Source organism: Pollutimonas bauzanensis (genome assembly GCF_900129885.1).
Lineage (GTDB): Bacteria > Pseudomonadota > Gammaproteobacteria > Burkholderiales > Burkholderiaceae_B > Pollutimonas > Pollutimonas bauzanensis.
On record NZ_FQXE01000018.1, the window covers coordinates 1 to 23,938 of the forward strand.

The 23,938-nt window shown below is 61.3% G+C and carries 26 protein-coding genes and 1 pseudogene; 17 read left to right on the forward strand and 10 right to left on the reverse strand.

The window, feature by feature from the left end; translation table 11 throughout:
• From BUB23_RS22850 to BUB23_RS22910, 13 genes are all read left to right on the forward strand, one after another.
• Positions 1–924 (forward strand): Rpn family recombination-promoting nuclease/putative transposase (locus tag BUB23_RS22850; RefSeq protein ID WP_073108535.1); only part of this gene is annotated, 924 nt, incomplete at its 5' end.
• Positions 925–1,011: 87 nt separating this feature from the next.
• Positions 1,012–1,230, forward strand: coding sequence for a type II toxin-antitoxin system PrlF family antitoxin (locus tag BUB23_RS22855; protein WP_281255583.1), 219 nt, complete (start codon positions 1,012–1,014; stop codon positions 1,228–1,230).
• Positions 1,227–1,697 (forward strand): type II toxin-antitoxin system YhaV family toxin, encoded by a 471-nt coding sequence (locus tag BUB23_RS22860; protein WP_073108541.1) that lies wholly within the window; start codon positions 1,227–1,229, stop codon positions 1,695–1,697. The genes BUB23_RS22855 and BUB23_RS22860 overlap by 4 nt, the downstream gene beginning before the upstream one ends.
• A 177-nt stretch (positions 1,698–1,874) precedes the next feature.
• Positions 1,875–2,102, forward strand: a complete 228-nt coding sequence (locus BUB23_RS22865; protein WP_073108544.1) for a hypothetical protein — start codon at positions 1,875–1,877, stop codon at positions 2,100–2,102.
• Positions 2,103–2,564: 462 nt separating this feature from the next.
• Positions 2,565–2,819 (forward strand): type II toxin-antitoxin system RelE/ParE family toxin, encoded by a 255-nt coding sequence (locus BUB23_RS22870; protein WP_084136212.1) that lies wholly within the window; start codon positions 2,565–2,567, stop codon positions 2,817–2,819.
• The gene (locus BUB23_RS22875; RefSeq protein ID WP_073108546.1) at positions 2,800–3,117 is read left to right on the forward strand and encodes a helix-turn-helix domain-containing transcriptional regulator; all 318 of its coding nucleotides are present in this window, start codon (positions 2,800–2,802) and stop codon (positions 3,115–3,117) included. Before BUB23_RS22870 ends, BUB23_RS22875 begins: the two co-directional genes overlap by 20 nt.
• 136 nt (positions 3,118–3,253) lie before the next feature.
• The gene (locus tag BUB23_RS22880; protein WP_073108549.1) at positions 3,254–3,538 is read left to right on the forward strand and encodes a helix-turn-helix domain-containing protein; all 285 of its coding nucleotides are present in this window, start codon (positions 3,254–3,256) and stop codon (positions 3,536–3,538) included.
• A gap of 100 nt (positions 3,539–3,638) precedes the next feature.
• Complete coding sequence (locus BUB23_RS22885; protein WP_143161101.1) at positions 3,639–3,860, forward strand: DUF4351 domain-containing protein; 222 nt, start codon at positions 3,639–3,641, stop codon at positions 3,858–3,860.
• A gap of 220 nt (positions 3,861–4,080) precedes the next feature.
• Positions 4,081–4,812: a DUF6088 family protein gene (locus BUB23_RS22890; RefSeq protein ID WP_073108554.1), complete on the forward strand. Its 732-nt coding sequence runs from the start codon at positions 4,081–4,083 to the stop codon at positions 4,810–4,812.
• Positions 4,809–5,855 carry a nucleotidyl transferase AbiEii/AbiGii toxin family protein gene (locus BUB23_RS22895; protein WP_073108557.1) on the forward strand — a complete coding sequence of 349 codons (1,047 nt, stop codon included), beginning with the start codon at positions 4,809–4,811 and terminating at the stop codon, positions 5,853–5,855. The genes BUB23_RS22890 and BUB23_RS22895 overlap by 4 nt, the downstream gene beginning before the upstream one ends.
• A gap of 300 nt (positions 5,856–6,155) precedes the next feature.
• The gene (locus tag BUB23_RS22900) at positions 6,156–7,517 is read left to right on the forward strand and encodes an acyclic terpene utilization AtuA family protein (protein ID WP_073108560.1); all 1,362 of its coding nucleotides are present in this window, start codon (positions 6,156–6,158) and stop codon (positions 7,515–7,517) included.
• Between the two features lie 13 nt (positions 7,518–7,530).
• On the forward strand, positions 7,531–7,851 hold the full coding sequence (locus BUB23_RS22905) for a DUF4387 domain-containing protein (protein ID WP_073108563.1): 321 nt from the start codon (positions 7,531–7,533) through the stop codon (positions 7,849–7,851).
• Positions 7,852–7,916: 65 nt separating this feature from the next.
• Positions 7,917–8,882, forward strand: coding sequence for a tripartite tricarboxylate transporter substrate-binding protein (locus BUB23_RS22910; protein WP_073108566.1), 966 nt, complete (start codon positions 7,917–7,919; stop codon positions 8,880–8,882).
• On the opposite strand, the gene BUB23_RS22915 is transcribed toward BUB23_RS22910, so the two are convergent.
• Both BUB23_RS22915 and BUB23_RS22920 read right to left on the reverse strand, forming a co-directional pair.
• Positions 8,869–9,912: a sigma-54 interaction domain-containing protein gene (locus BUB23_RS22915; RefSeq protein WP_245801362.1), complete on the reverse strand. Its 1,044-nt coding sequence runs from the start codon at positions 9,910–9,912 to the stop codon at positions 8,869–8,871. The two genes, BUB23_RS22910 and BUB23_RS22915, sit on opposite strands and share 14 nt — an antisense overlap.
• A gap of 301 nt (positions 9,913–10,213) precedes the next feature.
• Complete coding sequence (locus BUB23_RS22920; RefSeq protein ID WP_073108572.1) at positions 10,214–11,056, reverse strand: ComF family protein; 843 nt, start codon at positions 11,054–11,056, stop codon at positions 10,214–10,216.
• A 108-nt stretch (positions 11,057–11,164) separates the two neighbouring features.
• On the opposite strand from BUB23_RS22920, the gene BUB23_RS22925 reads away from it, so the two are divergent.
• Positions 11,165–12,121 (forward strand): methyltransferase domain-containing protein, encoded by a 957-nt coding sequence (locus BUB23_RS22925; protein WP_073108575.1) that lies wholly within the window; start codon positions 11,165–11,167, stop codon positions 12,119–12,121.
• 10 nt (positions 12,122–12,131) lie between these two features.
• Here the strand turns inward: BUB23_RS22925 and BUB23_RS22930 are convergent, their stop codons facing one another.
• The 4 genes from BUB23_RS22930 to rsmB are packed head-to-tail and all read right to left on the reverse strand — an operon-like array spanning position 12,132 to position 17,164.
• A complete protein-coding gene (locus BUB23_RS22930) occupies positions 12,132–12,827 on the reverse strand; it encodes a response regulator (RefSeq protein WP_073108577.1) in 696 nt (231 codons plus the stop codon).
• 39 nt (positions 12,828–12,866) lie between these two features.
• The gene (locus tag BUB23_RS22935) at positions 12,867–15,227 is read right to left on the reverse strand and encodes a sensor histidine kinase (protein WP_073108580.1); all 2,361 of its coding nucleotides are present in this window, start codon (positions 15,225–15,227) and stop codon (positions 12,867–12,869) included.
• A complete protein-coding gene (locus BUB23_RS22940) occupies positions 15,179–15,754 on the reverse strand; it encodes a DUF4390 domain-containing protein (protein ID WP_073108582.1) in 576 nt (191 codons plus the stop codon). Before BUB23_RS22940 ends, BUB23_RS22935 begins: the two co-directional genes overlap by 49 nt.
• 51 nt (positions 15,755–15,805) lie before the next feature.
• The gene (gene rsmB / locus BUB23_RS22945; RefSeq protein WP_084136213.1) at positions 15,806–17,164 is read right to left on the reverse strand and encodes a 16S rRNA (cytosine(967)-C(5))-methyltransferase RsmB; all 1,359 of its coding nucleotides are present in this window, start codon (positions 17,162–17,164) and stop codon (positions 15,806–15,808) included.
• 127 nt (positions 17,165–17,291) lie between these two features.
• Between rsmB and rimO the strand changes: the two genes are divergently transcribed.
• Entirely contained in the window at positions 17,292–18,608 is a 1,317-nt protein-coding gene (gene rimO, locus BUB23_RS22950; protein WP_073108588.1) for a 30S ribosomal protein S12 methylthiotransferase RimO, read from the forward strand.
• Between the two features lie 386 nt (positions 18,609–18,994).
• Here rimO and BUB23_RS22955 read toward each other — a convergent pair whose 3' ends face one another.
• Positions 18,995–19,972 carry a helix-turn-helix transcriptional regulator gene (locus BUB23_RS22955; RefSeq protein ID WP_084136214.1) on the reverse strand — a complete coding sequence of 326 codons (978 nt, stop codon included), beginning with the start codon at positions 19,970–19,972 and terminating at the stop codon, positions 18,995–18,997.
• Between the two features lie 311 nt (positions 19,973–20,283).
• Positions 20,284–20,974, reverse strand: a pseudogene (locus BUB23_RS22965) (alpha-hydroxy acid oxidase); the annotation flags it as partial.
• A gap of 156 nt (positions 20,975–21,130) precedes the next feature.
• Between BUB23_RS22965 and BUB23_RS22970 the strand changes: the two are divergent.
• Positions 21,131–21,682 carry a hypothetical protein gene (locus BUB23_RS22970; protein WP_073108601.1) on the forward strand — a complete coding sequence of 184 codons (552 nt, stop codon included), beginning with the start codon at positions 21,131–21,133 and terminating at the stop codon, positions 21,680–21,682.
• Between the two features lie 239 nt (positions 21,683–21,921).
• On the opposite strand, the gene BUB23_RS22975 is transcribed toward BUB23_RS22970, so the two are convergent.
• Entirely contained in the window at positions 21,922–23,010 is a 1,089-nt protein-coding gene (locus tag BUB23_RS22975) for an NADH:flavin oxidoreductase/NADH oxidase (protein ID WP_073108602.1), read from the reverse strand.
• Between the two features lie 91 nt (positions 23,011–23,101).
• Here BUB23_RS22975 and BUB23_RS22980 point away from each other — a divergent pair, with 91 nt between their 5' ends.
• Positions 23,102–23,407: an ArsR/SmtB family transcription factor gene (locus BUB23_RS22980; RefSeq protein ID WP_073108830.1), complete on the forward strand. Its 306-nt coding sequence runs from the start codon at positions 23,102–23,104 to the stop codon at positions 23,405–23,407.
• 58 nt (positions 23,408–23,465) lie between these two features.
• Here BUB23_RS22980 and BUB23_RS22985 read toward each other — a convergent pair whose 3' ends face one another.
• Entirely contained in the window at positions 23,466–23,858 is a 393-nt protein-coding gene (locus BUB23_RS22985) for a hypothetical protein (RefSeq protein ID WP_073108604.1), read from the reverse strand.
• Between the last annotated feature and the right edge of the window lie 80 nt (positions 23,859–23,938).

Here is a 23,938-nt window from a genome sequence, read left to right on the forward strand (position 1 = left end):
CAGTACTACCGCAAGCTGTTCAGCAGCCCCCACATGGTCCGCGCCCTGTTCCAGGGCATCCTGCCCCCCGCCTTGCTGGCCATGCTGGATCTGGACACCCTGGAGCCGCTACCCACCAACTACGTCAGCGGCTGGCAGCGCGATCGGCGCGGCGATCTGGTCTGGCGCGTACGGCGGCGCGACGGCATCATGCTGTATCTGCTGATCCTCCTGGAACACCAGTCCGATCAGGACCGGATCATGGGCATACGCATCATGGGCTACAGCGCGCTGCTGTACGAGGACATCACCATGCGCGACTTGGTGCAGCCGCCGCCGCAGCGCTTGCCGCCGGTGCTGCCTATCGTGCTGTACAGCGGGGAATCGCGCTGGACCGCGCCGACACGGGTCGCTGATCTGATGGACGAAGCGCCACCGGTATTGCAACCCTACCAGCCCGACATGCGCTATCTGGTGCTGGACGAAGGCGCGCTGGTGGAGCAGGGCGGGCTGCCCGGCGACAATCTGGCCGGCCTGCTGTTCCAACTGGAACACAGTCAGGGGATTGAGCAAACACAGGAATTGCTGCAAACTATATTGCGGCTGACGCGCCGGCCGCAATACCGCGAACTGCGCCGCGCCTTCGGCGGCTGGGTGCGTCACGTCTTGTTTGCCCGTGCGCTGCCGCAGGCCGCAAACCTGCCGGACAGCGACGATCTTCAGGAGATATCGACCATGCTGACAACACATTCAAAAAAAGACTGGGGCTACAAGTGGAGGCAGGAAGGCGCCGCCGATATGCTGGAAGGGCTGTTGACCCGCAAGTTCGGCTCCCTTCCGGAAAGCGTCCGGCAGCGCCTGCGCCAGGCCAGCGGCGAACAACTGGAAGCATGGTCGTTGAACATCCTGGACGCCGCCCGTCTGGACGATGTATTCGATTCGTAGCGGTATATAAAAAACGCCTCGCTTGCTCGACGATCAGTTCTCCGTACCGACTTCAAGCGGGTCATTTATTCGTCGGCATTCCGTTCGATACTCAAGCATGGCGGCCTTGTCGTCAGGAATATGATTCCGAAGGATAATGACGACCCCGCGCTCGGGGCATTTCTGGCCTTCCTGGCGCGCGACATTGCGGCGCATCCGGAACGCCTGTCGTCGCTGACCGGCGATCTGCTCGCCGCCGTACAAAAGGCGGCAAACGAGGCCGGCGACATTGATCTCAATGCGTCTTTGTCAGCGGACGACGAATGACGGTTGAATCGGCCGGCCCCGTCATAGTTCATGGCTGGACCGCCTATCTGCACCCGCTCCTTCGCGCCCAACTGGACAGCCTGCTAGAGCAGGTCGACGCGTTGCGGCGCAAGGACCCAGCCGGATTCCAGAGGCGGAATGCCACGAAACGTTTGGCCGCGATCGCACGATTGGCTTTCGATGCCATTCCTCAAGACCCGACGCGGGCGGAATACCGCAAGGGCGGCGCATTGGGCGAGCAGCACAAGCATTGGTTCCGGGCCAAGTTCTTTCAGCAGTACCGGCTGTTCTTTCGATACCATGCTGCCAGCAAAATCATTGTCATCGCATGGGTCAATGATGAAGATACGAAGCGCGCCTATGAAAGCGATGACAATGCTTACCGAGTCTTCAAAAAGATGCTGGAAAGGGGAAACCCGCCGGACGATAGTGACGAGCTCATTCTTGCCGCTAAACGCGGGCACTGATGCGGGATAGGTGTCGACAAGCGGCGCGCCAAATATGTCTGCATGGATGGCGCTATGTGATGGCAGGGGATGAAGGGCCTGGGATGACGCCAGGGCCGGCGGATCAGGCAGATGTACGCCCGCCGGGAATTACCGCATAATGTTCGCATCAACAATCGTAAATGTGCGCGGTTTGCCATGCTACACCGTCATCTCAACCATCAACGCTACACCCTCGCCGCCATCGACGACGTGATCTCGCGGGGCCGATGGCAAGACTGGGCCGAATTGCGCCGGGCGGTCTTGTCCGACCGTTCACTGCTGGACAAGGTAGAGCGGGTCTGCCGCCCTTACGTGGCTGACCCCTATGCTCAACGCCATCACTTCTGGATGCACTATGCGGAAAAACACCGTAGCGCCACCTGATTGGGAACGCGTATGTGCGCATGCCGAACCTGTGCGAAAGAGCGATGCGATGGGGCTGCATGCTGTCCAGGCGAGTGATCGAACCATAGAGAATTGGATGATCGATCATGTCGGTCCTGCCTTCGATGCATTGAAGAAAGATCCGACCCGAACCGTGGCTATCGAAAACATGCGGGCGCGCCTTGCCGCTGAGCACAACAAGGCGCGATGAAAGACGCCAGGACCGGAAAGGTCACCAAGGCATCAAGTATTGAAGCCCTGATGCTCGACCTCGATGCGAACGACTGATTGCATCGCGCGATTCAAGCGCGATGACTAGCGGGAAATCACACATTCCCTTCATACCCGGCCTGGCGCCAAGCCTCGTACACCGTCACCGCCACGGCGTTCGACAGGCATTGGACACGCTACCCGCTTGGGTGTCGTGTCTTGACTGAAATTCGCTTATAGACGAAAATCATTATGTATCGAATAGAACATTATCTGAGCGCCGGTGAACACAGGGATCTGTATATCGATTGGCTGCAACGGCTACGCGACAATCACGCCAAGGTGGCCGTGGTCCGGCGGGTGACCCGCATCGAACTCGGCAGTTTTGGCGATCATAAGTTCTGCCGAGATGGTGCATGGGAATTGCGCATTGATGCCGGGCCCGGATACCGGGTGTATAGGCAAGACTGGCAACGGAGGCAATACGATGAAAAGCAGATCTCATGACGATGCAATGGCCGAGCTGTATCGCGATGATCCGGCATTCGCGCTGGAAGTCATCAACGACGTTCTGGAAGATGGCGACCAGGCTGAGTTGCTGATATTGCTGCGCCAACTGGCGCAGGTTTCTGGAGGGGTGCAGGCTGTGGCCGAGCAGGCTCATCTCAACCCGACGCAGCTCTATCGCACCCTCTCGCCGAAAGGCAACCCGGCCCTCAGCAGTTTGTTGGCCATCCTGAAAGCGATGGGCTTGCGCTTGGCCGTGCAAGCTGTCAAGCCCGTGCCCGAAACTATCGAGCCGTGACAGCCATGGTCTTTAGCGCTGCGGGGATTATCGCGCCGGTATTTCCCGTCATGGACAAAGCCATGCGCCGCCAGACAAATCGCCCGTGATCCGGCATAAAGATCGATCTGTTGGTATAGATATGGAGATAAGCGTCATGAGTAAAGCATTCGACAGTATCAAGCAAGGCCTGCAGGAAGCCATCGCCCACGCGCGGGGCAACGAGGGCGGTGTGCGTGTGCATCGGCCGCGCACGGTGGACGTGAAGGCGGTCCGTGCCAAGGTGGGCATGACACAGGAACAGTTTGCAGCGCGGTTTGGCTTTTCCACCGCGACGCTGCGGCACTGGGAGCGTGGAGATCGTACGCCTCGTGGTCCGGCGCTGGTATTGCTGAATGTGATCGAGCGCAATCCTGTAGCGGTCATGGACGCTTTGGCTTAACTTGATTGCAACATGTTGGGCGCGTCACGTCTTGTTTGCCCGTGCGCTGCCGCAGGCCGCAAACCTGCCGGACAGCGACGATCTTCTGGAGATATCGACCATGCTGACAACACATTCAAAAAAAGACTGGGGCTACCAGTGGAGGCAGGAGGGGCAGCAGGAAGGCGTCGCCAATATGCTGGAACGGCAGATGACCCGCAAGTTCGGCTCCCTTCCGGAAAGCGTCCGGCAGCGCCTGCGCCAGGCCAGCGCCGAACAACTGGAGGCATGGTCCTTGAACGTGCTGGACGCCGCCCATCTGGAGGATGTATTCGATTCGTAGCGGTATAAGTTCCTCGCCTGTTCGACCGTCAATTCTCCGTACCGATTGCTGGCGGGCATGCGGTCGTTTGCACCCCGCGTGGCGGGCGTGCGGGCCAGGACCAGGCCGCAGACCGACGCGGCGCCGGCGGCCCTGAATTCCTGGGCGATGCTGTGCAGCTTGCGGACGACTTCTTGACTATAGACCGAAAAAATACTACAAATATCGGACAGGAGTCTTCATGCCCGACCTTAAAGCCCTCATTACGTCGCAAATCGATGCCGGAGACCCCAGGCAAGTCTGGGTGCCAACCGATTTTGCACATCTTGGAAGCCGCGACGCGATCGACAAAGCTCTGCAGCGACTGGTGCATACAAGTCAGTTGCGCCGTATTGACCGCGGGTTATATGACCGGCCCCGACACAGCAGCTTGACCCAACGCGCTGCCACGCCTGATTACCGTGCTGTTGTGGACGCTATTGTCCGTCGGGACCGCTTGCGCATCATGGTGGATGGCATGACCGCCGCCAACGATTTGGGGCTGACTGACGCTGTGCCAGCCCATGTCACTATTCATACCGATGCCAGGCGCCGTTCCATTCAACTCGATAATCTGACTATCGACTTCAAACTGACAGCTCCTAGCCGCCTCTACTGGGCCGGGCGGCCCGCTATGCGCGTGGTTCAGGCCTTGCATTGGCTTAAGGACACATTGCCTTCCGACAGATCCCGCGTTCTTGGCCGTTTGGTTAAAGTTCTGAATGACCCGGAACAAGGCGATGCGATTCGGCGGGACCTGCTGGATGGGTTTAGCGCGCTACCAGCCTGGATGCAAAAAGTCGTACGTGAATTGCCGGGGTGCGATCCACAAAACCGAGCGGCGCATGTACAGGGCACGGATAAGCGGCAAGCCGTCGCCAATAAACCAGCCAGCCGAGCGCCTCGACATAAGCACGCCGCGGAGATCCCGTGAATCCCGCCTTTGATACCTTGATTCAGGCCAGCGATGACGAGCGGCGCGATCTTTTTCTGGCCACTGCAGCCCGCCTGGGCACAGCGGTGCAAAACGTCGAGAAGGATTTTTGGGTGTGCTGGACGCTGGACGCATTATTCAATGGCTTGCCGCCAAATGGCCCCCGGCTGCTTTTCAAAGGCGGCACATCGCTGTCCAAGGCCTTCGGCTTGATTTCCCGTTTCTCCGAAGATATTGACATTACCGTCTTCCGAGACGACCTGGGCGAACCTGCGCAGATCGCCGATCTCGATGCGCTGAGCGGAAAGAAGCGCCGGGCTCGCCTCGATAGCATTCGCGCGGCGTGCCAAGCTTACATCACCGGTTCGTTAACGCAGGGGTTCATGCAAGTAGCCACGTCCGCAATTTCCCCTACGGCGTTTCGTCTAGAACGTGACCCCGAAGATAAAGACGGGCAGACGCTTCTGTTCTGGTACCCCGCTGTCACGAGCGAATCGGCAGATTACATTCGTTCTGCTGTAAAAATCGAGGCGGGGGCCAAATCGGCACTTGATCCTCATACCGCTGCTACAGTTTCGCCGTATGTTGCGAACGATTTGCCCTATCTCGACTTGAGAGTTTCCAATGTCACCACAGTAAAGCCTGAGCGCACCTTCTGGGACAAGATCATCATTTTGCATGGGCTTCGTCAATGGCATGATCGTCGCGGCGAGCTGCGCCACGGCGGACAACGGGTATCACGGCACTACTACGACGTATACCAGCTAATGCAATACCCAGACATCGTGCAGTGGCAAGCCGACCATGCGCTAGCCCTCGACTGCGCCCAGCATGCCAGACTGTTTTTCGGAAGCGCAGATCTGGGACTCGATACCGCGGCCCCTGGATCTTTTACGCTAACCCCCAATGTCGTGATGCGGGAAGCGCTTGCCAGGGATTATCGAGCCATGACAGGTATGATCTTGAACGATGCTCCGACGTTCGACGCCGTGGTGGCCAGCGCAGCGCGGTTCGAAAAAATCGTGAATGACATTGCACTATGAGACTGCAGTACGATCCACACCGCCACGGCGATGGCTGCGCCCGGCGCCGACACCGAGCATGCATACCAGGACCGCAAGCCGCGGGATGCACTGCCCACCCTTCTTACAAACGCGTGAATTACACGCAGTGATTGCGTGATATTGGCGCATACAGAATTGAATTCTCTGCGCTGTTTTTCTAACGCCTTGATATTAAGACCTTTGTTCTGAATTCCTGAGGTTGGCATCTATTTTGCTTAGAAGGAATGATACGAGCCACGTGGCCCGTGTTTATTGCCTCCCTCCTTTAAGAGCAGACGAATGGATTCGATGAAAATCATATGCCCCAATGGGCACCTGGGCTTTGCGCCATTGCGCACGGCCAGTTTTGAATTGGGCGTCGGCGCGCGCCCCGACTATATTGCCGCCGATTCGGGCAGCGACGATGTGGGGCCGGTGCCGCTCGGGTCGGGCACGTCCACCAGCCCGGAATCATGGCAGCGGCACGATCTCGAGCAGATGCTGCTGGCCGCCCGCAAGCTCGGCGTGCCGATGATTATCGGCTCGGCCGGCGATACCGGCGCCAACAGCCGCGTGGATCTGTTTGTGCGCATCATCCAGGAGTTGGCGCAAAAACATGGCCTGCCCGGGTTCAAGCTGGGTTACTTCTATTCGGAAGTGGACAAGGAAATCGTGCGCAGGAAAATGCGCGGGGGCGATACGGTCGCGGGCCTGGACGGCTACGAGGACCTGACCGAGGCAGAGCTGGATGCGACCGACCGTATCGTGGCCGTCGCGGGCGTCCACCCCTACATGAAGCTGCTCGAGGGCGGCGCGGACGTCATCATCGGCGGGCGCAGTTCAGATGCTGCATTGTTCGCCGCGGCGGCGCTGCATGAGGGCTTCCCTCAGGACCGCGCCTATTACCTCGGAAAGGTGCTCGAATGCGCGTCATTCTGCGCCGAACCCTATGGCGGCAAGGAGACGGTCCTGGGCGAGATTTCCCAAGACGATGTCAAGGTGACAGCCATGCATCCGGACCAGCGCTGCACGATCGCATCGGTGGCGGGACACGCGATGTACGAGCGCTCCAATCCCTATGAAGAGTTCTTTGCCGGCGGCAGGCTGGACATGGCGGATTGCCATTACGAGCAGATCAGCGAAAAGACCACGCGCATCACAGGCTCCCGCTTCGTGCCGGCGGACAGCATTCGCGTCAAGCTGGAGGGTTCCGGCAAAGTGGGGGAGCGCTTCGTCGGCTTCTGCGGGGTGCGGGACCCCTACACCATCGCCAACCTCGACCGCGTCATCAGTTGGGCGCGCGACAAAGTCCAGGAGCGTTTCGGGGATGACGGATACCAGCTGCATTACAACGTATATGGCCGCGACGGCGTCATGGGCGAGCTGGAGCCTTTGCGCAGCCAGACGGGGCATGAGGTCGGCATCATGGTGCAGGGCGTCGCGCCGACGCTGGAAATGGCCGAGGAGCTGACGCTGACTGGCTTGCGGCAAATGTTTTATGCGCGCCTGCCCGATGTGAAGGGAACCGCGGGGTCCGTGTCGTTTCCGCTCGATGAAGTGCTGCGGGCGAGCGCCGCCTATCGCTGGACGCTGAACCACACCATTGCCGTGGACGACGCGCTGGAACTCTTTCCCACGCACATCACTACCGCCGGCATTTGAAAGGAGCCGACTCATGAAAACCTATCGACTGGATCAACTCGCCAAGACCATACGCAGCAAGAATGCGGGCGTCAACAAGATCACCTTCGACGTCATCTTCCGCGACCGCGAGACCTACGACGCCGTCAAGCTGGCCAGGGCCGTCACGCGTGAAAAAGTCTGCTCGCTGTACGGAATTGCGCCGGAGCGCATCTCGGATTTCGTCGAGTACGATCCGGGGCTGGCGATCAAGTTCACGATCTACCGCAGCCGGCCCAGCGGTTCCGCGGGAGACGGCGACATTTTCGGCGCGCAGCAGTATGCCCCGCTGCTGGAATTGCCGGTCACCATGTAGCCGCCTATCGCGTCGATGCAGGATGCAACAGGAATCAGAGAAAACGAATCCACGGAGTCCCATCCATGAAGCACTTGATCCATAAGATAGCGCCGGCGATGTCAGCCCTCATGCTGGCGGCCGCCGCCCAGGCCGCAACGCATATACCGTCCCAGATAACCATCATCGTGCCGTTTGGCGCGGGGGCCAGCAATGACTCGATTGCCCGTGTGATTGCGCCGGAGCTGGCCCAGCGGCTCAAGACGAACGTCATCGTTGAAAACAAAGCCGGCGCCGCGGGCGCCATCGGGTCGGCGTATGTCGCCAAGTCGGCCAGCGATGGCGCGACGCTGCTGTTGTCGTCATCGACTTTCGTAACGTCGGCGGCGACGCAGCCCAACATACCCTATGATGCGCTGCGCAGCTTCGCGCCCGTCGCTATGATAGGCCAGGGCCCGCTGGTCATCGCCGTATCCGGCGACGGCAAGTATAAGAGCCTGGACGATGTGCTGGGCGCGGCGCGCCAGAATCCGGGCAAGCTGAATTATGGCTCTTCCGGTATCGGCTCGCTCGCCCACCTGGCGACCACGCTCATGAACAATGCGGCGGGAGTGGACATTACCCACGTGCCCTACAAGGGCGCCGCGGGGGCGGCCGGTGATCTGGCGGGCGGGCGCATTGACCTGATGCTGGCCAACTACAGCTCGCTGGCTTCCCTGCTCGAGGCCGGAAAGGTCAGGCTGGTCGCCACGACCGCGCCAGGAAAGAATGCCGCCTTCCCGGACCTGCCGCCGGCTTCCGCGGCCATCCCCGGCTATGACGTCGATATATGGGTGGGCGTTTTCGCGCCGGCGGGCACGCCGGCGGACCTGATCGAGGCCTACAACCGGGCGTTCAATGAAATCAACCGGTCGAAACGCCTGGGCGAGCTGCTGGCGCTGGACGGCACAGAGCCCACATCGATGAGCAGCAAAGCATTCGCGCAGCGCGTGGCGAGCGACCTCGAGCGCTGGAAGGCGATCGCCGCCCGGCACAACATTACCGCAAACTGAGCCCCAGTTTATTCATCTGGTGCCGCAGGGCGTGCCGCGAAAGGCCTAGCAGGCTGGCGGCGCGGGACAGATTGCCCTCGCTGTCCTGCAATGCGCGCTCGATCAGCGCTTTCTGGAAGCTGGCCGTCTGCGAGAAGTAGTCCTGCGCGGCGCCTGGCGCCGGCACGCCCGGCGCCGGCGCCGCGTCGGCGCCCGCCCCGCCTGAAGGCCGCGCCCCCGCCGCTTCGCGCACGATACGCTGAGGAAGATGCGCTGGACGTATGCATTCGCCTTCCTCCAGGATGCAGATCCGCTCGAGCAGGTTGCTGAGCTCGCGCACATTCCCGGGCCAGCGATATTGCCGGAAGATCTCGCGCACGGCGGGGTCTATCCGCGTAAACCGGCTCTCGTGCAGGGCATTGAATTTTTTCAGGAACTGATCTGCCAGCACGAAGACGTCATCGCCGCGCTCGCGCAGCGGGGGAATGTTGATGGAAACCACCTGCAGCCGATAATAGAGATCGTCCCGGAACCTGCCTGCCGCGACCTCGCTGAGCAGGATCTTGTTCGTGGCGGCAATGAATCTCGCGTTGGTGGAGAGTTCCTGTACCGAGCCGATGCGCCGGAATCGCCGGGTATCGAGCAGCGTCAGAATCTTCGCCTGCATGATGGGATCCAGTTCCCGTACCTCGTCGAGAAACACGCTCCCGCCGTTCGCGATTTCCAGCAAACCCACCTTCCGCTCCACGGCGCCGGTGAACGCCCCGCGCTCATGGCCGAAAAGCTCGGATTCCAGCAAGTTGCCGGGTATGGCCGCGCAATTGATTTCCGTGAAATTGTGCTGTGCCCGGCTGGATTGCGCGTGCAGCGCCCGGGCGACCAGGCCCTTGCCCGAACCGGTTTCTCCATAAACGAGCACAATGCCCGCCTTGCTGCGCGCCACGCGCGCAACGAGATTGCGCAGATCGGCGACGGCGGGATGGTTGCCCACGATGGCGCAGTCGTCAGGCGGCGACTGCGGCGATTGTTCGATCATGCGGGAACGGCTCATCGGTGACCCTGGTCAGGAATTCGTGGGCTGGCCAGCCCTTCGGGCGCTTGAGCGCAAGAGTACACGCAATCGCCCGGCCGGCGCTAGCTCCAGGAAATTGCATCGCAGCTATCCTCCCTAAGTCAGCCAGCGATGGCGGCAAAGCGCCTGCTCTGACGCAGGCTGACTCCAATTCTGGCTTGCAGTACGATGCCGGCGCAAGCCCTCGGTGCGACCTCTGCGCAAGCATGCCCCCGAGGGCATCGTCTTTTCCAGGCCTGGAATTTCCGCCTGCGGCGATCTTCGTTATCGTCCAACCACATCACGCCACATCCTCGCTTGCAAGACCGCCGCCCCCGAGAACCGCATGGGCGGGCACGTAGCCGTTTGCGCCCCGCGCGGCGGGCGTGCGGGCCAGGACCAGGCCGCAGACCGATGCGGCCCCGGCCGCCCTGAATTCCTGGGCGATGCTGTGCAGCGTGCTGCCGGTGGTGAGCACGTCGTCCACCACGGCGATGGCTGCGCCCGGCACCGGCCGCGGGCAGGCGTACAGGGACCGCACGCCACTGGCCCGCTCCCTGCGCTTCAGGCGCGTCTGCCGGCGGCCTTCGCGGGCGCGCAGCAGGAGTTCGGGCCGATAGGCCAGGCCCAGTTGCCTGGACAGGCAGCGGGCGACTTCCGCTGCGGGATTGAAGCCGCGCTCCATGATGGAAGCCCGGCTGGCGGGCACCGGAACCAGGATGGCATGCCCAGGCAGAGGCGGCGCCGCGCGGCGCGCGGCGTCGGCCAGCAGGCCAGCCAGCATGCCCGCGCTGGTGAAGCGCCGGCCGGTCTTCAGGTAGTGGATCAACAGGTCGCCGGGCGGCGCGTAATCGAAAGCGGCGATGGCGCGGTCGAAGGCCGGCGGGCGCGGCGCGCAGTCCGGGCATGGCTGGCGCCCGTCCAGGGCCAGGCAGCACACGGGGCAGCGCGGCAGGCCACCGGCCATGGACCGCAGCACGGCGGCATGGCAAAACCCGCAAAGGCCGCCCCGCGCCCTGCCCTGGCACAGGGCGCATGCGCCCGGCACCTGGGCGATGCCGGCGCGGCAGGCGGCGGCCAGCCGGCCGCCCAGGCTCATGGAAAGGTGGCGCGCCAATTCGCGCAAGGCTGGCAGATCGGCCATAATAGTATTCCGTTGAATGACAGACGGAATTGCGCCCGGCATCGCGGCGGCAACCCCGCCCGTATCTGAGCACAGTCCCTTTCCACACACCAGACCCTTCGCCCATAAATGTCACAGCCACCTTCACTGCGCGTCAGTTCCGCCCACGTCAGCCTGCAGTTCGCCCGCCGCAGCCCGCTGGACGCGGCCCAGTTCCTGTACGGCGAAGTCGCGCAGCGCATGCTGCAGCGCTTGAGCTATATACGCATCAAGCCGCTGACGGTGCTGGACGCGGGTTGCGGCGCCGGCCACGCGCTGGAGCCCCTGCGCGCGCGCTACGCCGATCTGGACTACAAGGGCCTGGACAACTGCGCCGCGCTGCTGGACGCCGCGCGCGAGCGCTACCTGGCCAAGCCGGGCTTCTGGCAAAAGCTGCGCAACAAGCCCACGCCGCCGGCGGCGTTCATCCAGGCCGACATGGCGCAATCGGGCTTGCCTCCGGAAAGCCTCGACCTGGTATGGTCCAACATGGCCTTGCACTGGCATCCCGAGCCCCACCAGGTGCTGGGCGAATGGCGGCGGGTGCTGAAACCCGGCGCCCTGGTGATGTTCTCGTCCTTGGGCCCGGGCTCGCTCGCCGAGCTGCGCCGCGCCATTGTCGAGGCCGACCTTCACACCGCCACGCCGCAATATGTGGACATGCACGATTTCGGGGACCTGCTGATCGAGCGGGGTTTTTCCGACCCGGTCATGGACCAGGAAATCCTGACCCTGACCTATCGCACGCCGGAAAAACTGCTGGAAGACATGCGCGCGCTGGGCGGCAACCCCAGCCTGGACCGCCGGCCCGGCCTGGCCGGCAAGCAATGGCGCCTAAGGCTGCTGAACGCGCTGGAGCGCCAGCGTCACCTGGACGGCACCATACACCTGACCCTGGAAGTCGCCTATGGCCATGCCTGGCGCTCCGCCAGCATGCGCGGCATGTTCGGGGAAACTCGGATATCGGTGGGTTCCATAGGGCGGGCCGGCGACGATCCCAACGCCGCCCCCCGGCCCACCGTCAGGCCGCGCAAGGCCGATGAATGACGAAACCGATTCAAGAAGCCAGGTTCTTCTTGCGGGAAGAATCGATTCCCAGTTGCTTGAGCTTGCGGTACAAGTGGGTGCGCTCCAGGCCGGTCTTTTCCGATACCCGCGTCATGCTGTGGTTCTCGCGGCCCAGATGGTATTCGAAATAAATCCGCTCGAACTCGTCGCGCGCGTCGCGCAGGGGCTGGTCCAGGGAAATCCCGCCCAGCAGTGAATGGTTCAGGTCGGGGGCGGGTTCCGCAAGCTCGGGCACCGGGGCGGTGGTCAGGGCTTGCGCGTGATCCGCGCGCCGCTCGACCGCCGGCATGCGCGCCGCGGCCACCAGCGCCGGCGTCACCACCGGCCGCGCCAAGCCCGCGGCCACCGTCTTGAGCAGCTTCTGCAGCGTGATGGGCTTTTCAAGGAAATCCACCGCGCCGATGCGCGTGGCCTCGACAGCCGTGTCCACCGTGGCGTGGCCGCTCATCATGATGACCGGCATATCCAGCAAGCCCTGCGAGCCCCATTCCTTCAGCAGGCTCACCCCGTCGGTGTCCGGCATCCAGATATCGAGCAAGACCAGGTCCGGCCGGGCGCGCAGGCGCGCAGCGCGCGCCTGCGCGGCGTTTTCCGCAAGTTCGACCGTGTGCCCTTCATCGTAGAGAATCTCGGATAAAAGTTCACGGATACCAATTTCGTCGTCAACAACCAGAATTCTGGCCATAAAGCGTCACCCTACCTATTTTTCCGCATTATCGTTCCCTTACGCATCTACGTCCAGCGTGGACGCAGAATCCGCAAGGCGCGTCAAGAGGATGGAAATGCGTGCTCCCCCTTCACGGCGGTTCGAAACATCGATCCGGCCGCCGTGTTCCTCGATAATCTTTTTAACTATAGCAAGACCCAGGCCCGTCCCCGTTGCCTTGGTCGTCACATAAGGCTCAAAAACACGCGTCAGCACTTGCGCGGCAAAGCCCGGCCCGTTGTCGGACACCGTAAGCCGCACAGCCAGATGCTCGGCGCCGTCATCCGTGCTGGACCGCGTCAGCTTAGTCTGCACATAAATCCGCGCGTCGGCAAGCGGCCTGTCCTGGGTCGCCGCATCGCGCGCATTGGCCAGCAAATTGTGTATCACCTGCCGCAGCTGGGTCGGATCGCCTTCGATCACCGGCACTTCGGAATCGAACTCGACTTCTATGCGTATGCTGTGCCCGTCGTCGCGCACATTGCCGCCGACCGGATCCCAGCCATACAAGGTCAGCACTTCGGCAATCAGATTATTGATATTAATATGCTGCATCTGCGCTGGCGGCGTACGGGCGTACTCGCGGAAATCGTCGACCATTTTTTTGAGCGAGGCCACCTGGTTGACGATTGTATTCGTAGAACGCGTCAATATGGCGGCATCGGCGGCATTTAATCGGCCGGCCAGTTTCATGGCCAGCCGCTCGGCCGACAATTGTATGGGCGTCAGCGGGTTCTTGATCTCGTGCGCCAGGCGCCGCGCCACCTCGCCCCAGGCCACGGTCCGATTGGCCGAGATGACTTCGCTGATGTCGTCGAACACCACCAGATAGCCATTGCCGCGCCCGTCGACGCGCAAATGCGTGCCCCGCGCCAGCAAGGTCACGATGTGCTTCTTGGTTTCGTTGTCGGTGGCCGCTTCCAGCTCGAGCTCGAACTGCTGCTGCCAATACAGGCGCTCGGACCCCACCGCCGTGTGCGCCGCGAAGGCCTGGCGTATCAATTGCGACAGCGCGAACGCGCCATCCACGGTTTCCAGGGGCCGGCCCTTCACCGAGCGCAGGTCCACCCGCAAGATGCTTTGCGCGCCCTGGTTGAACATGGTCACGCGGAACATTTCGTCGAACACCAGCACGCCCGACGACAGATTGCTGAGCACCGATTCCAGGTAGACATTGGACCGCTCCAGCTGCTGGCGGTTGTTCTCCACCATCTGGCGGGCCTCGTCCAGCTGGCGCGTCATGGCGTTGAACGACCGTGTCAGCTGCCCGATTTCGTCCTTGGCGGGCGGCTCGGGCAAAGGCCGGTAATCGCCCACCCCCACCGCCTGCGTGCCGGCCGCCAGGGCCAGCAAGGGCCGCACCAGGCGCCGCGACACCGCCAGGGCCGCGGCGACCGCCGCGAACACGGCCACGATCAGCGCCAGGGTCAGCGTGATGCCGTACAGCTTGCGCAAGCCCAGGCGCGAGAGGGCCAGTTCCTGGTAGTCGCGAAAGCCCTGCTGCACCTGGTTGGCGTTGCGCGCGATCTGGTCCGGCACCGGCTGTATCACCTGCAGCCAGCGCGTATCCGGCGCCACGCCCAGGGTGGTCGTCAGGCGGTCCGGCGTGCTCAGCGGGATCACCACGCGCAGGCGCAGCCCGTTGCTGTCGGGCTCGTCCGGCTCCGCCTTGGCCGCGCTCTCGCCGGCCTCGGCGGCCGCGTAGCCGCGCGAAATCCTGAGCTGGTTCATGACGCTGGACGGCGGCAGGTCGGGCAGCAACTGCCCATAGGCCGACGAAGAAAACCCCACCAGCCGGCCATTGCCGGTGAACACCATGGCTTCGGTCACGCCGCTGCTCTCGCGCAGGCGCGTGATCGCCAGCCCCATGTCCGCATCGCTGCCGCTGCCCAGCCGGGCGGCCATATCCTTGGCGCGGGCGTTCAGGTCATTCAATTGCGAATCCAGCGCGGCGCGCCCCAGGTTCAGGCCGGCTTCCAGCGCGCTGTCGACCCGCACGTTGAACCAGGACTCGATCGAGCGCGACATGAACTGCACCGACAATACGTAAATCAAGGCGCCCGGCAGGATGCCTATCAGCGTGAAGAACAGGGCGAAGCGGGCCGTCAGGCGCGCGCCGAACTGCCGCCTGCGGATCTGGCGCAGCAGGCGCGCGGCCAGCACCACCACCCAGAAAACCAGGGCGACGGCCAGAATGCCGTTGAGCACCAGCAAGGTGTCGTACTGCTGCGCATAGCGCGAGGCATTGCCGGTGGACCACACCAGCAGGGCCAGCAAGGCCAGCGCGCTGCCCGCCGCGACAGCCAGCGCAGCGCGCAAGCCCCACCTGACTAATGTCGGGGCGCGTCGAGTGAGATCGAAAAAGTGAAATTTTTCCATGGAGTCGCAAGGGACCAGGCACTGCTGTTGAAGGCATCGATCTGAAAGGGGCGCGCCAGAAGCGAGGTATCCAGGCGCACGCGAAGCTGGCCCTCGTAGAGCTCATCGGGCTTCAGGTCGCTCGTGTCGGCGACCGCCCAGCCGCGTATATTGCGCACCAGCGACAGGGCGTCGTCCAGCGACGATTCCGGCAGCGACAGTTCCCCCGTGCCCACGCGCCATTGCCGCGTCAGGGCGTTGTACACCACGCGCCAGGTCAGGCGTTCGCTGATCACCGCCTTGTCGAACCACCACCAGCGTTTCGACACGACCTGCAGGTCGGCGGTGAAATAAATAGGCACGCCCTTTTCGGCCGCGTTGCGCAGATCGCCGCTGACGACGAAATCCACATCGGCATCGATATACAGCTTGCCGTCGCGAACCACCGGCTCCACGCGCACGACCCGCTCGGTTTCTTGCGGCGCGCCGGTGTCGGCCTGCGCCACCAGCGTCAAACATAGAAAAAGAGAAAGCAAGAGTCGTAGCATTACCGCTCACCAGTACCCAAAAGACAAAGCCAAGGCATCATTTTTGACGACTCACGCCTTCTTGGCAAACAAGGCATAGAAAAACCCGTCGCAAGACTGCAATTGTTCATCCGCCAAAGGCAGCAGCTGCCCCGCCGCCGGCCGCCGGACCGCATCGGCATGGCGTATGGCGAACTGCGCCGCCTGCTGCTCGCCCTCTTGCGGAAAGATCGAGCAGGTCGCATAAAGCAAGTGGCCGCCCGGCTTGACGGTGGGCCATAGCGCATCCACAATCGCGGCCTGCAAGGCGGCCGTCCTGGCGATATCCGCCTCGCGGCGCAGCCAGCGGATATCGGGATGGCGGCGCACGACCCCCGATGCCGTGCACGGCACATCGGCCAGCACCGCATCGAAAGGGCGCCCGTCCCACCACGCCGGCACATCCATGGCGTCCGCGCAGCGCATGGCCACGCCGGGGCCGGCCAGCCCCAGCCTTTTCAGGTTCTGCTCCACGCGCTCGAGCCGCAGCGGGTCGGAATCCAGCGCCAGCAGATCCAGATCGGCGCGCTCCAGCAGATGGGCGGTTTTCCCGCCCGGCGCCGCGCAGGCGTCCAGCACCCGCATTCCCGGCGCTATGGGCAAAAGCTGCGCGGCCTGCTGCGCGGCCAAGTCCTGCACCGACCACCAGCCTTCCTCGAAGCCGGGCACCGCCTGGACCGGGCGCGGCTCCGCCAGGACAATGGCTCCCGGAGCCGGCGAAGCCGCCGCTATACCCGCCGCGTCCAGCTCGGCGAGCATCTTTTCCACCGAAGAACGCCTGGCATTGACGCGCAGCGCCATGGGGCCCGGGCGGTTGCCCGCGGCCAGCAAAGCCTGCCACTGATCCGGGTAGGCGCGGCGCACCTGCGCGATCCACCATTTGGGGTGATTGAACACCGCTTCCGGATTTCGCCGCGCCTGCGTTAAAATAGCGCTTCTTTCCCGAATAAAGCCCCTTAGCGTCGCATTGAGCAAGCCTTTATAGGCCTGTAGCCTGCGCTGACCGGCCACGGCGCTTACCGCCTGGTCCACCACCGTATGCACGGCATATACCGGCAGGTCGCGGCGCGCAGCGTAGTCCGGCGCCGTTTCGTCGGCAAATTCCAGGGCCGTATCCAGCAATGCCAGCGACACCAGCAGCAAAGCGTCGAACAAGGCATTGGGCGGCGTGCGCTGCACCAGCATCTGTTTTATTTCGCGCGCAAGGCCCAGGCGCCGCATGACATGAAACGCCACGGCCTGGGTGGAAGCGCGCAGGGCCGCGGGCGTGGCGGCCAGGCCGTCCGTCAAAGACGCGCCGGCCAGCACGGCCTGCACGTTTTGCGCGCTGGCCAGGATGGTGTCGGACAAGGATGCGGAACTACGGATGGGCTTGGAGGAATTATCGGGCACGAGTGCAAAGGCCTAAACAGGATTTGTTCTCGACTTTATCATCAAATGGCTGCCGGCCCCGCGGCAACGCCCTTGCGGCGGCTAAAATCTTTTTCTTTATCGAGCCCGAGGCTCAACGAGGTTATTCATGAGTTCCCCAAAAGTCGGTTTTGTCAGTCTGGGATGCCCCAAAGCGCTGGTCGATTCCGAGCGCATCCTGACGCAATTGCGCACTGAAGGCTACGTCATTACCCCCGACTACGACAATGCCGACGTCGTGGTGGTCAACACCTGCGGCTTCATCGACAGCGCCAAGGCCGAATCCCTGGACGCCATAGGCGAAGCCATCGCCGAAAACGGCAAGGTCATCGTGACCGGCTGCATGGGCGTGGAAGAATCGCTGATCCGCAAGGTCCACCCCGCCGTGCTGGCCGTGACCGGCCCGCAGCAATACGAACAAGTCGTGCGCGCGGTCCACGAAGCCGCCCCGCCCAACCTCAACCACGACCCCTACATAGACCTGGTGCCGCCGCAAGGCATCAAGCTGACGCCGCGCCATTACGCCTACCTGAAGATTTCCGAAGGCTGCAACCACCGCTGCAGCTTCTGTATCATCCCGTCCATGCGCGGCGACCTGGTCAGCCGCCCGATAGGCGACGTCATGGGCGAGGCCGAACGGCTGGTCAAGGCCGGCGTCAAGGAACTGCTGGTCATTTCGCAGGACACCAGCGCCTACGGCGTCGACGTCAAGTTCCGCAGCGGCTTCTGGAACGGCCGCCCGATCAAGACCCACATGACCCAGCTCAGCGCGGCGCTGTCCGAATTCGGCGTGTGGACCCGGCTGCACTACGTCTACCCCTACCCCCACGTGGACGAAGTCATACCGCTGATGGCCGACGGCAAGATCCTGCCCTACCTGGACATCCCCTTCCAGCACGCCAGCCCCAAGATACTCAAGGCCATGAAACGCCCCGCGTTCGAAGACCGCACCATGGCGCGCATCAAGCGCTGGCGCGAGGCCTGTCCCGACCTGACCCTGCGCTCCACCTTCATCGTGGGCTTTCCCGGCGAAACCGAGGAAGATTTCCAGTACCTGCTGGACTGGATGACCGACGCCCAGCTGGACCGCGTCGGCTGTTTCCAGTATTCGCCGGTGCAAGGTGCCCGAGCCAACGAGCTGGCCGGCCACGTGCCCGACGAAGTCAAGCAGGAACGCTGGGACCGCTTCATGGCGCACCAGCAGGCCATTTCCACCGCCCGCCTGGCGCAGAAGGTCGGCCGTGAAATCGACGTGCTCATAGATGAAATCGAGGAAGACGGCGCCATAGGCCGCTCCAGCGCCGACGCCCCCGAGATCGACGGCAATGTATTCGTCAGCAGCGAAGAAACCCTGAAGCCCGGCGACATGGTCCGCGTGCGCGTCACGGATTCGGATGAGTATGATTTGTTCGGGGAGACGGTGTAGGGGATTGGACGGCACGGCTGTTCCGCGACAAGTTGATGCAATTGGGGTGGCGCTTGCGCAGGGGCGGGGATGAGACGCTGTGCTTTTTGGTAGACGGGCAAAATGGGGGATTCAGGGACGCCGAATCGGGCCAGGGTGAAATTGGCTGCTTGCGGACGGGATTGGGCCGGGGAAGATGCATCGGGTTTTGGTGCTACTTGCGATTAGCATAAAGAACCGAACCGAGTACAGCTCGGAGCAGGCATTCGCCAATGGTTCGGTTAAAGACAGCTCCATCCCACCTGTTTTAATTGGATATCAATGGAAGATGCCCGCCCCTCGGCGATCTCATTCGATTTTGAGAATCGCCACATCCCAACAACGGGCTCCAGCCACGATGTGGCTCTTCACACTGGCTCGTCCAGGAATTTCGCTTCCATTTCAATGCGCCCCCGATCAAAGCGGTGGGTGGGGAGCATGACATAGTCTAGGGCATGCTTATTAATGAAAGCGATACGATGCCATCGCTCGACCGGAAGCCGGATAAGATCCTCGCCCATCTCGTCATCGACATCCTCTAGCAAGGGCTGGAAAGCCTCGAATAATTCGTCGACATCCACAAGACCCACGCTGCGCCGACAACCGTTTGAAAATTGGTAAGTAACCTGCATTGCCAAAGCATATATCCGGTCAGTCTCCTCCTGGTTCTTCGCCCTTTCTGCTTCCAGGTTTTCCGATGTGATCAATCCGTCGGCCACAAGCTTCTCATATTGCTCATCCGTAATCATGATCCGTTCGGTTATACGCTGGATGTCTGCCTCAGAAAAATCTTCCAAGCCCACACCATCGCAAGCGATCGCTTCCACAATTTCCCAGTCGCGTGGATCAGGCATTTGCAGATCCACATGGTCTTCGTAGTTGTCATGCTCAGGACCATAGTCGTCGTATGCCTCACTCGAGAAATACAAATCAGCGATGGCTTGCGTGCGAATTATGACTGTCTGGTTTGCTAGGCTCTCGACGGTGACGAATACAGCGCCAGATTGAAGACATCGATGCAGGCGCGAAAACGCTCCGTCGGAAATCGACAGTAATATGGGTTTGCCTTCGCCACGGAAGTGAATGGCAACTTCACCATAATAGTTCAGGTCTTCGCCGACTGAGCGATCATAGAAGCCCGCATTGATTGGCGGGTGAGTACCTTGCAAGACGTCCACGCCAGTTTTCAGAGCCTTAGCTAATTTCTTGAGTTTGTCTTCTGGCACTGGAGCTGCACCGCTTTCCCAACGTTGATAGTTGGGTTGCGAAACGCCGACGGCCTTGGCCAAAACCGCCTGAGTCAGACCAGCTTTGACCCGGTATTGTTTAAGTTTGAGCGCCATCATGTCCTCCTTATATTTATACGTATATTATACGTATAAAATAGACAGCGCAACTAATATCGCGTCGAGTCAATGCCTAATGGGGCTTGACCGCTCATGACATTATGCAAGTTCAATAAGATGATTTCGTTGGCGACGCTGTCGTTCACCTGGTTGACACGGCGTAGTGGCGTTTTCAGACTGTGAAAAAAAGCACGGGTTCTGAAGTTCATTGTGCAAGAGATAGGCCCCGGCGGGCGATACAGGACGCCTAGGATATACATGCAGAAACCTGGTATTGCCGTTTCCTGAAAGATGAACCCGCAGGCGCTGGGCTAAGCATCGAGATACCGCTGCAAGCCGGTGCCAGGCGCCACGGCACGCAGGTATTCCTTATTCACATCGACGATTCGTGTCAGGCCCAGCATCGCCACGTTCCGGCGCAACTCCTGGGCAAGCAGCTCCATGGCACGCAGCACGCCCGCCTCGCTGCCGACTGCCGCGGCATAGCCGAATGGCCGCCCTACAAACGAATCGGGCGCCCAACGCCAGCGCCTTGGCCACATCAGCGCCGCGCCGGATACCACCATCGATCATGACAGGCACTTCAGAGCATGCGCGCACTATCTCCGGAAGAACGCGCAACGGCGCTACCGCGCCATCGAGCTGCCGACCACCATAATTGGACACGATCACGCAATCCGCGCCCAGATCAACCGCCGTGCGCGCATCCGGCGCCGACAACACGCCCTTAATGATAAGCTTGTCCGGCCACATTTCACGTATCCGCTCGAAGTACGACCAGTTCAGGTGAGCACGGTCGGAAAAATCCCGCAGCAAGTTGCGCGACACGATCGGTGCGCCGCGCGTCGCGTAGTTGTTTTCAAAATGTGGAATGCCGCTGCGGCACAGCGTCCGCAGGAAGGTGCCCAACGTCCAGCGCGGATGCGTCACCCCATCCACCAGCAGGCGCAATGAAGGCCTCAGCGGCGTTGAAAACCCGGCGCCCAGCTGCGACCTTTTATTGCCCCGCTGACACAAGCTGGTCTAGAATGGCTGGTGGAAAAGGACTGAGGATCTCGCATGCCTCGCCGAGCATCCCCGCAGGACAATTATTTCAAACCGAAACCGCTACGCGGTTCGTCTTAACTCACACGTCAGCTTTCTGAAGCGGAGGATGCAATGGACTTGTATATCTTTGGCAAGGAAATTCTGGTTCCTCTGGTGTCCCCGCTCATAGCCGTATTGACACTGGTCACATATGCGCACCGGGAAAGGCGGAAAATGGTCGTTCAGGCCGACATCGAGCTAAGAAAATCAGTGCATGCCTTGGAACGAGACGTACTGGCTCTCCGCGAGGCCTATCAACTAGTCGCCTTGAAAATGCACCATGGCGAGACCGTGGAACCTGAGAGGATCAAGGTTATCGAAGAGATATCTGACCGTATTTTCAAGCGATTTGGCGAGATGCCTGTCGTCTACGATAAATACTTCTCGAAGCCCAAGGCAAAGATACGATCTGATCGAATTCCACTATTGCTAACCGAAATGCAAATTCGCCTTCGCCTTTTACCGAAGGCGACGAAAGTAGAGAACATAGTCCTCTTCGGGTTGTACTTGCTTTTGTATGCGCGGGCGCCTGCAGGCTCGGACGCTGAAGAACTCAAAATAACACAAAACATCTTTAACTCCGACCCGACTGTCTACTCAGCGTGGTGGCAGCCAGACGCCTGACCCTTCTACATAGCTAGCGTGTGTTGATTGACTGGCCGCTTGGCGTCCATTGATCGCGCGCATCGGATCGAGAACTGCCCGGAGGAGTCGGGCGATATGCCGGAATGCATGCCATCGCGTAGAGGCCGAGAAGCTCGCAGAGACCCGCTTGACACGGCCTCCACCGGGCAGCGCATGGCCGATAGGGTTGCGCAAGAAAGACGGACAAAAAATGGCGAACCGAAGTTCGCCATTTTCAATTAATAACGCTCCAGCCAATGGGCGTACGGTGCCGGCAGTATCCATGATGGGCGCTCCACGCCGAGCTCCTTGGCCGCGAAATAGGCCCAATGGGGATTCGCCAGATGGCTTCTTCCCACCATGACAATATCGAGCTGCTTCTCCCTGACGACGCGCTCGGCAATTTCCGGCGTGCCGAATCCCCATGCGGAAGATACTGGCACATCCGCCGCGCGGCGAACGCGCTCGGCTATCGGTCCCAAGAAAGCCGGCCCCCAAGGGATGGAGGTTCCGGGTATCGTAAAGCCGATGCTGACATTGATCAGGTCCATGCCGGCCGCTTTGAAATCGCGCACGAGGCCTATCGACTCGAGCAGTGTTTGCTCATCGCGTCCGTCATACTCGATGACGCCAAAGCGCACGGTCAGGGGAAAGTTTTCCGGCCAGACTTCGCGTACTTCGCGCAAGGTCTCCAGAAGAAAACGCGCGCGATTCTCGACGCTTCCGCCATAGATGTCGTCACGATGATTCGAATGCGCGGAAAAGAAGCTCTGCGCCAGATAACCATGCGCGAAATGCAGTTCCAGCCATTCAAAACCGGCATCACGCGCCCGTTTGGCCGCATCGACAAAGTTTTGACGCACGCGCGCGATGTCATGCAGCGTCATTTCCCGAGGCTGTTTGGGCAGTCCTTCGCCGTATGCGATTGCCGATGGGGCGATCGTCTGCCAGCCGCGCGCATCGTTTTCAGCGATATGGTCGTCTCCCTCCCAAGGGCGATTGGCGCTGGCCTTTCTTCCCGCATGGGCGATTTGGATTCCGGGCACAGCGCCCGCTGACTTGATGGCTTGCACGACAGGAACAAACGCTTGCGCCAGCTCATCGCTCCAGATGCCCGTGCAGTTGGGGGTAATGCGCCCTTCGGGGGACACAGCGGTCGCTTCGACGATAACCAGTCCCGCACCCCCGCGCGCCATGCCGGCGTAATGGGACAAATGCCAGTCGTTGATGAATCCATCGACCGCCATGTACTGGCACATCGGCGGGACCGCAATACGATTGCGCAGGGTAATGTCTTTGAGCTTGAAGGGTTGGAACAGAGCGGACATGATGGCCTTTGGTGAATGGGAAAGATCATTCGCTATTTCGTAAATAGTCGAACATTGGAATAATTATAGGCCAAAGTGTATGATGCTGCTCATGCGTCCATTCAAACATCCCGCCGCCAGCGAGCTTGCTCTCGAACGTGTGCTCTACGCCTTGAGCGATTCCATTCGCCTCGACATTGTTCGGCATCTTGCTCGCGTCGAGGCCGCAACCTGCGGCGAACTCGACGGCGGGCGCCCGAAGTCCACCGTATCCCATCATTTCAAGGTGCTGCGCGAAGCCGGCTTGGTGTTCACAAAGAACGACGGCACGACTCACCTGAACACCCTGCGGCGTGCCGACATTGAAAGCCGATTTCCAGGATTATTGGCTGCGATACTGACACAGAAAACTCATTGAGTGTCCGACATCCCGCCTGCCCATTCCGGGAATATGGGGCATAGCCGGGACCGGCCGCCTAGCGTCGGCGTCGCGGCTTCGGTTCGACTCCCACTCGCGAGTCGCGGGCCAGCACCAGAGTCGTGATCCTTTCCGCGATGCCTTCGAACGCCTGATCGTCTTGCGCTACATAGAGCCATTTCCCGAGCACGGCATGCGGGCGCAAGGCGGGCATTTCTTCGATAAGGGCGGCGTGGTGCTCTTGCGATGTACAAACCAGCAAGCCATTCCATGGCTCGCCGCGATCGGCGACAACCAGGCGCAGCATGCCGTCGACATAAGCCGCCTCGCAGCCGAACATCTTCGTCCGGATGTAGCTTGGCTCACGCTCAAATTTGTCGAATATCCAGACGAGCGAGTTGCTGCGGCGAACGCCCTTGGTAAGCCCGAAGATGGATTCTGCCTTGGTCATAGGTTTGTATGCTGCCTGCCGAATTTATGACTATACACAGGCTTGCCGCCGAAGATTGCGGTTACGGCGGACTTTTCGCT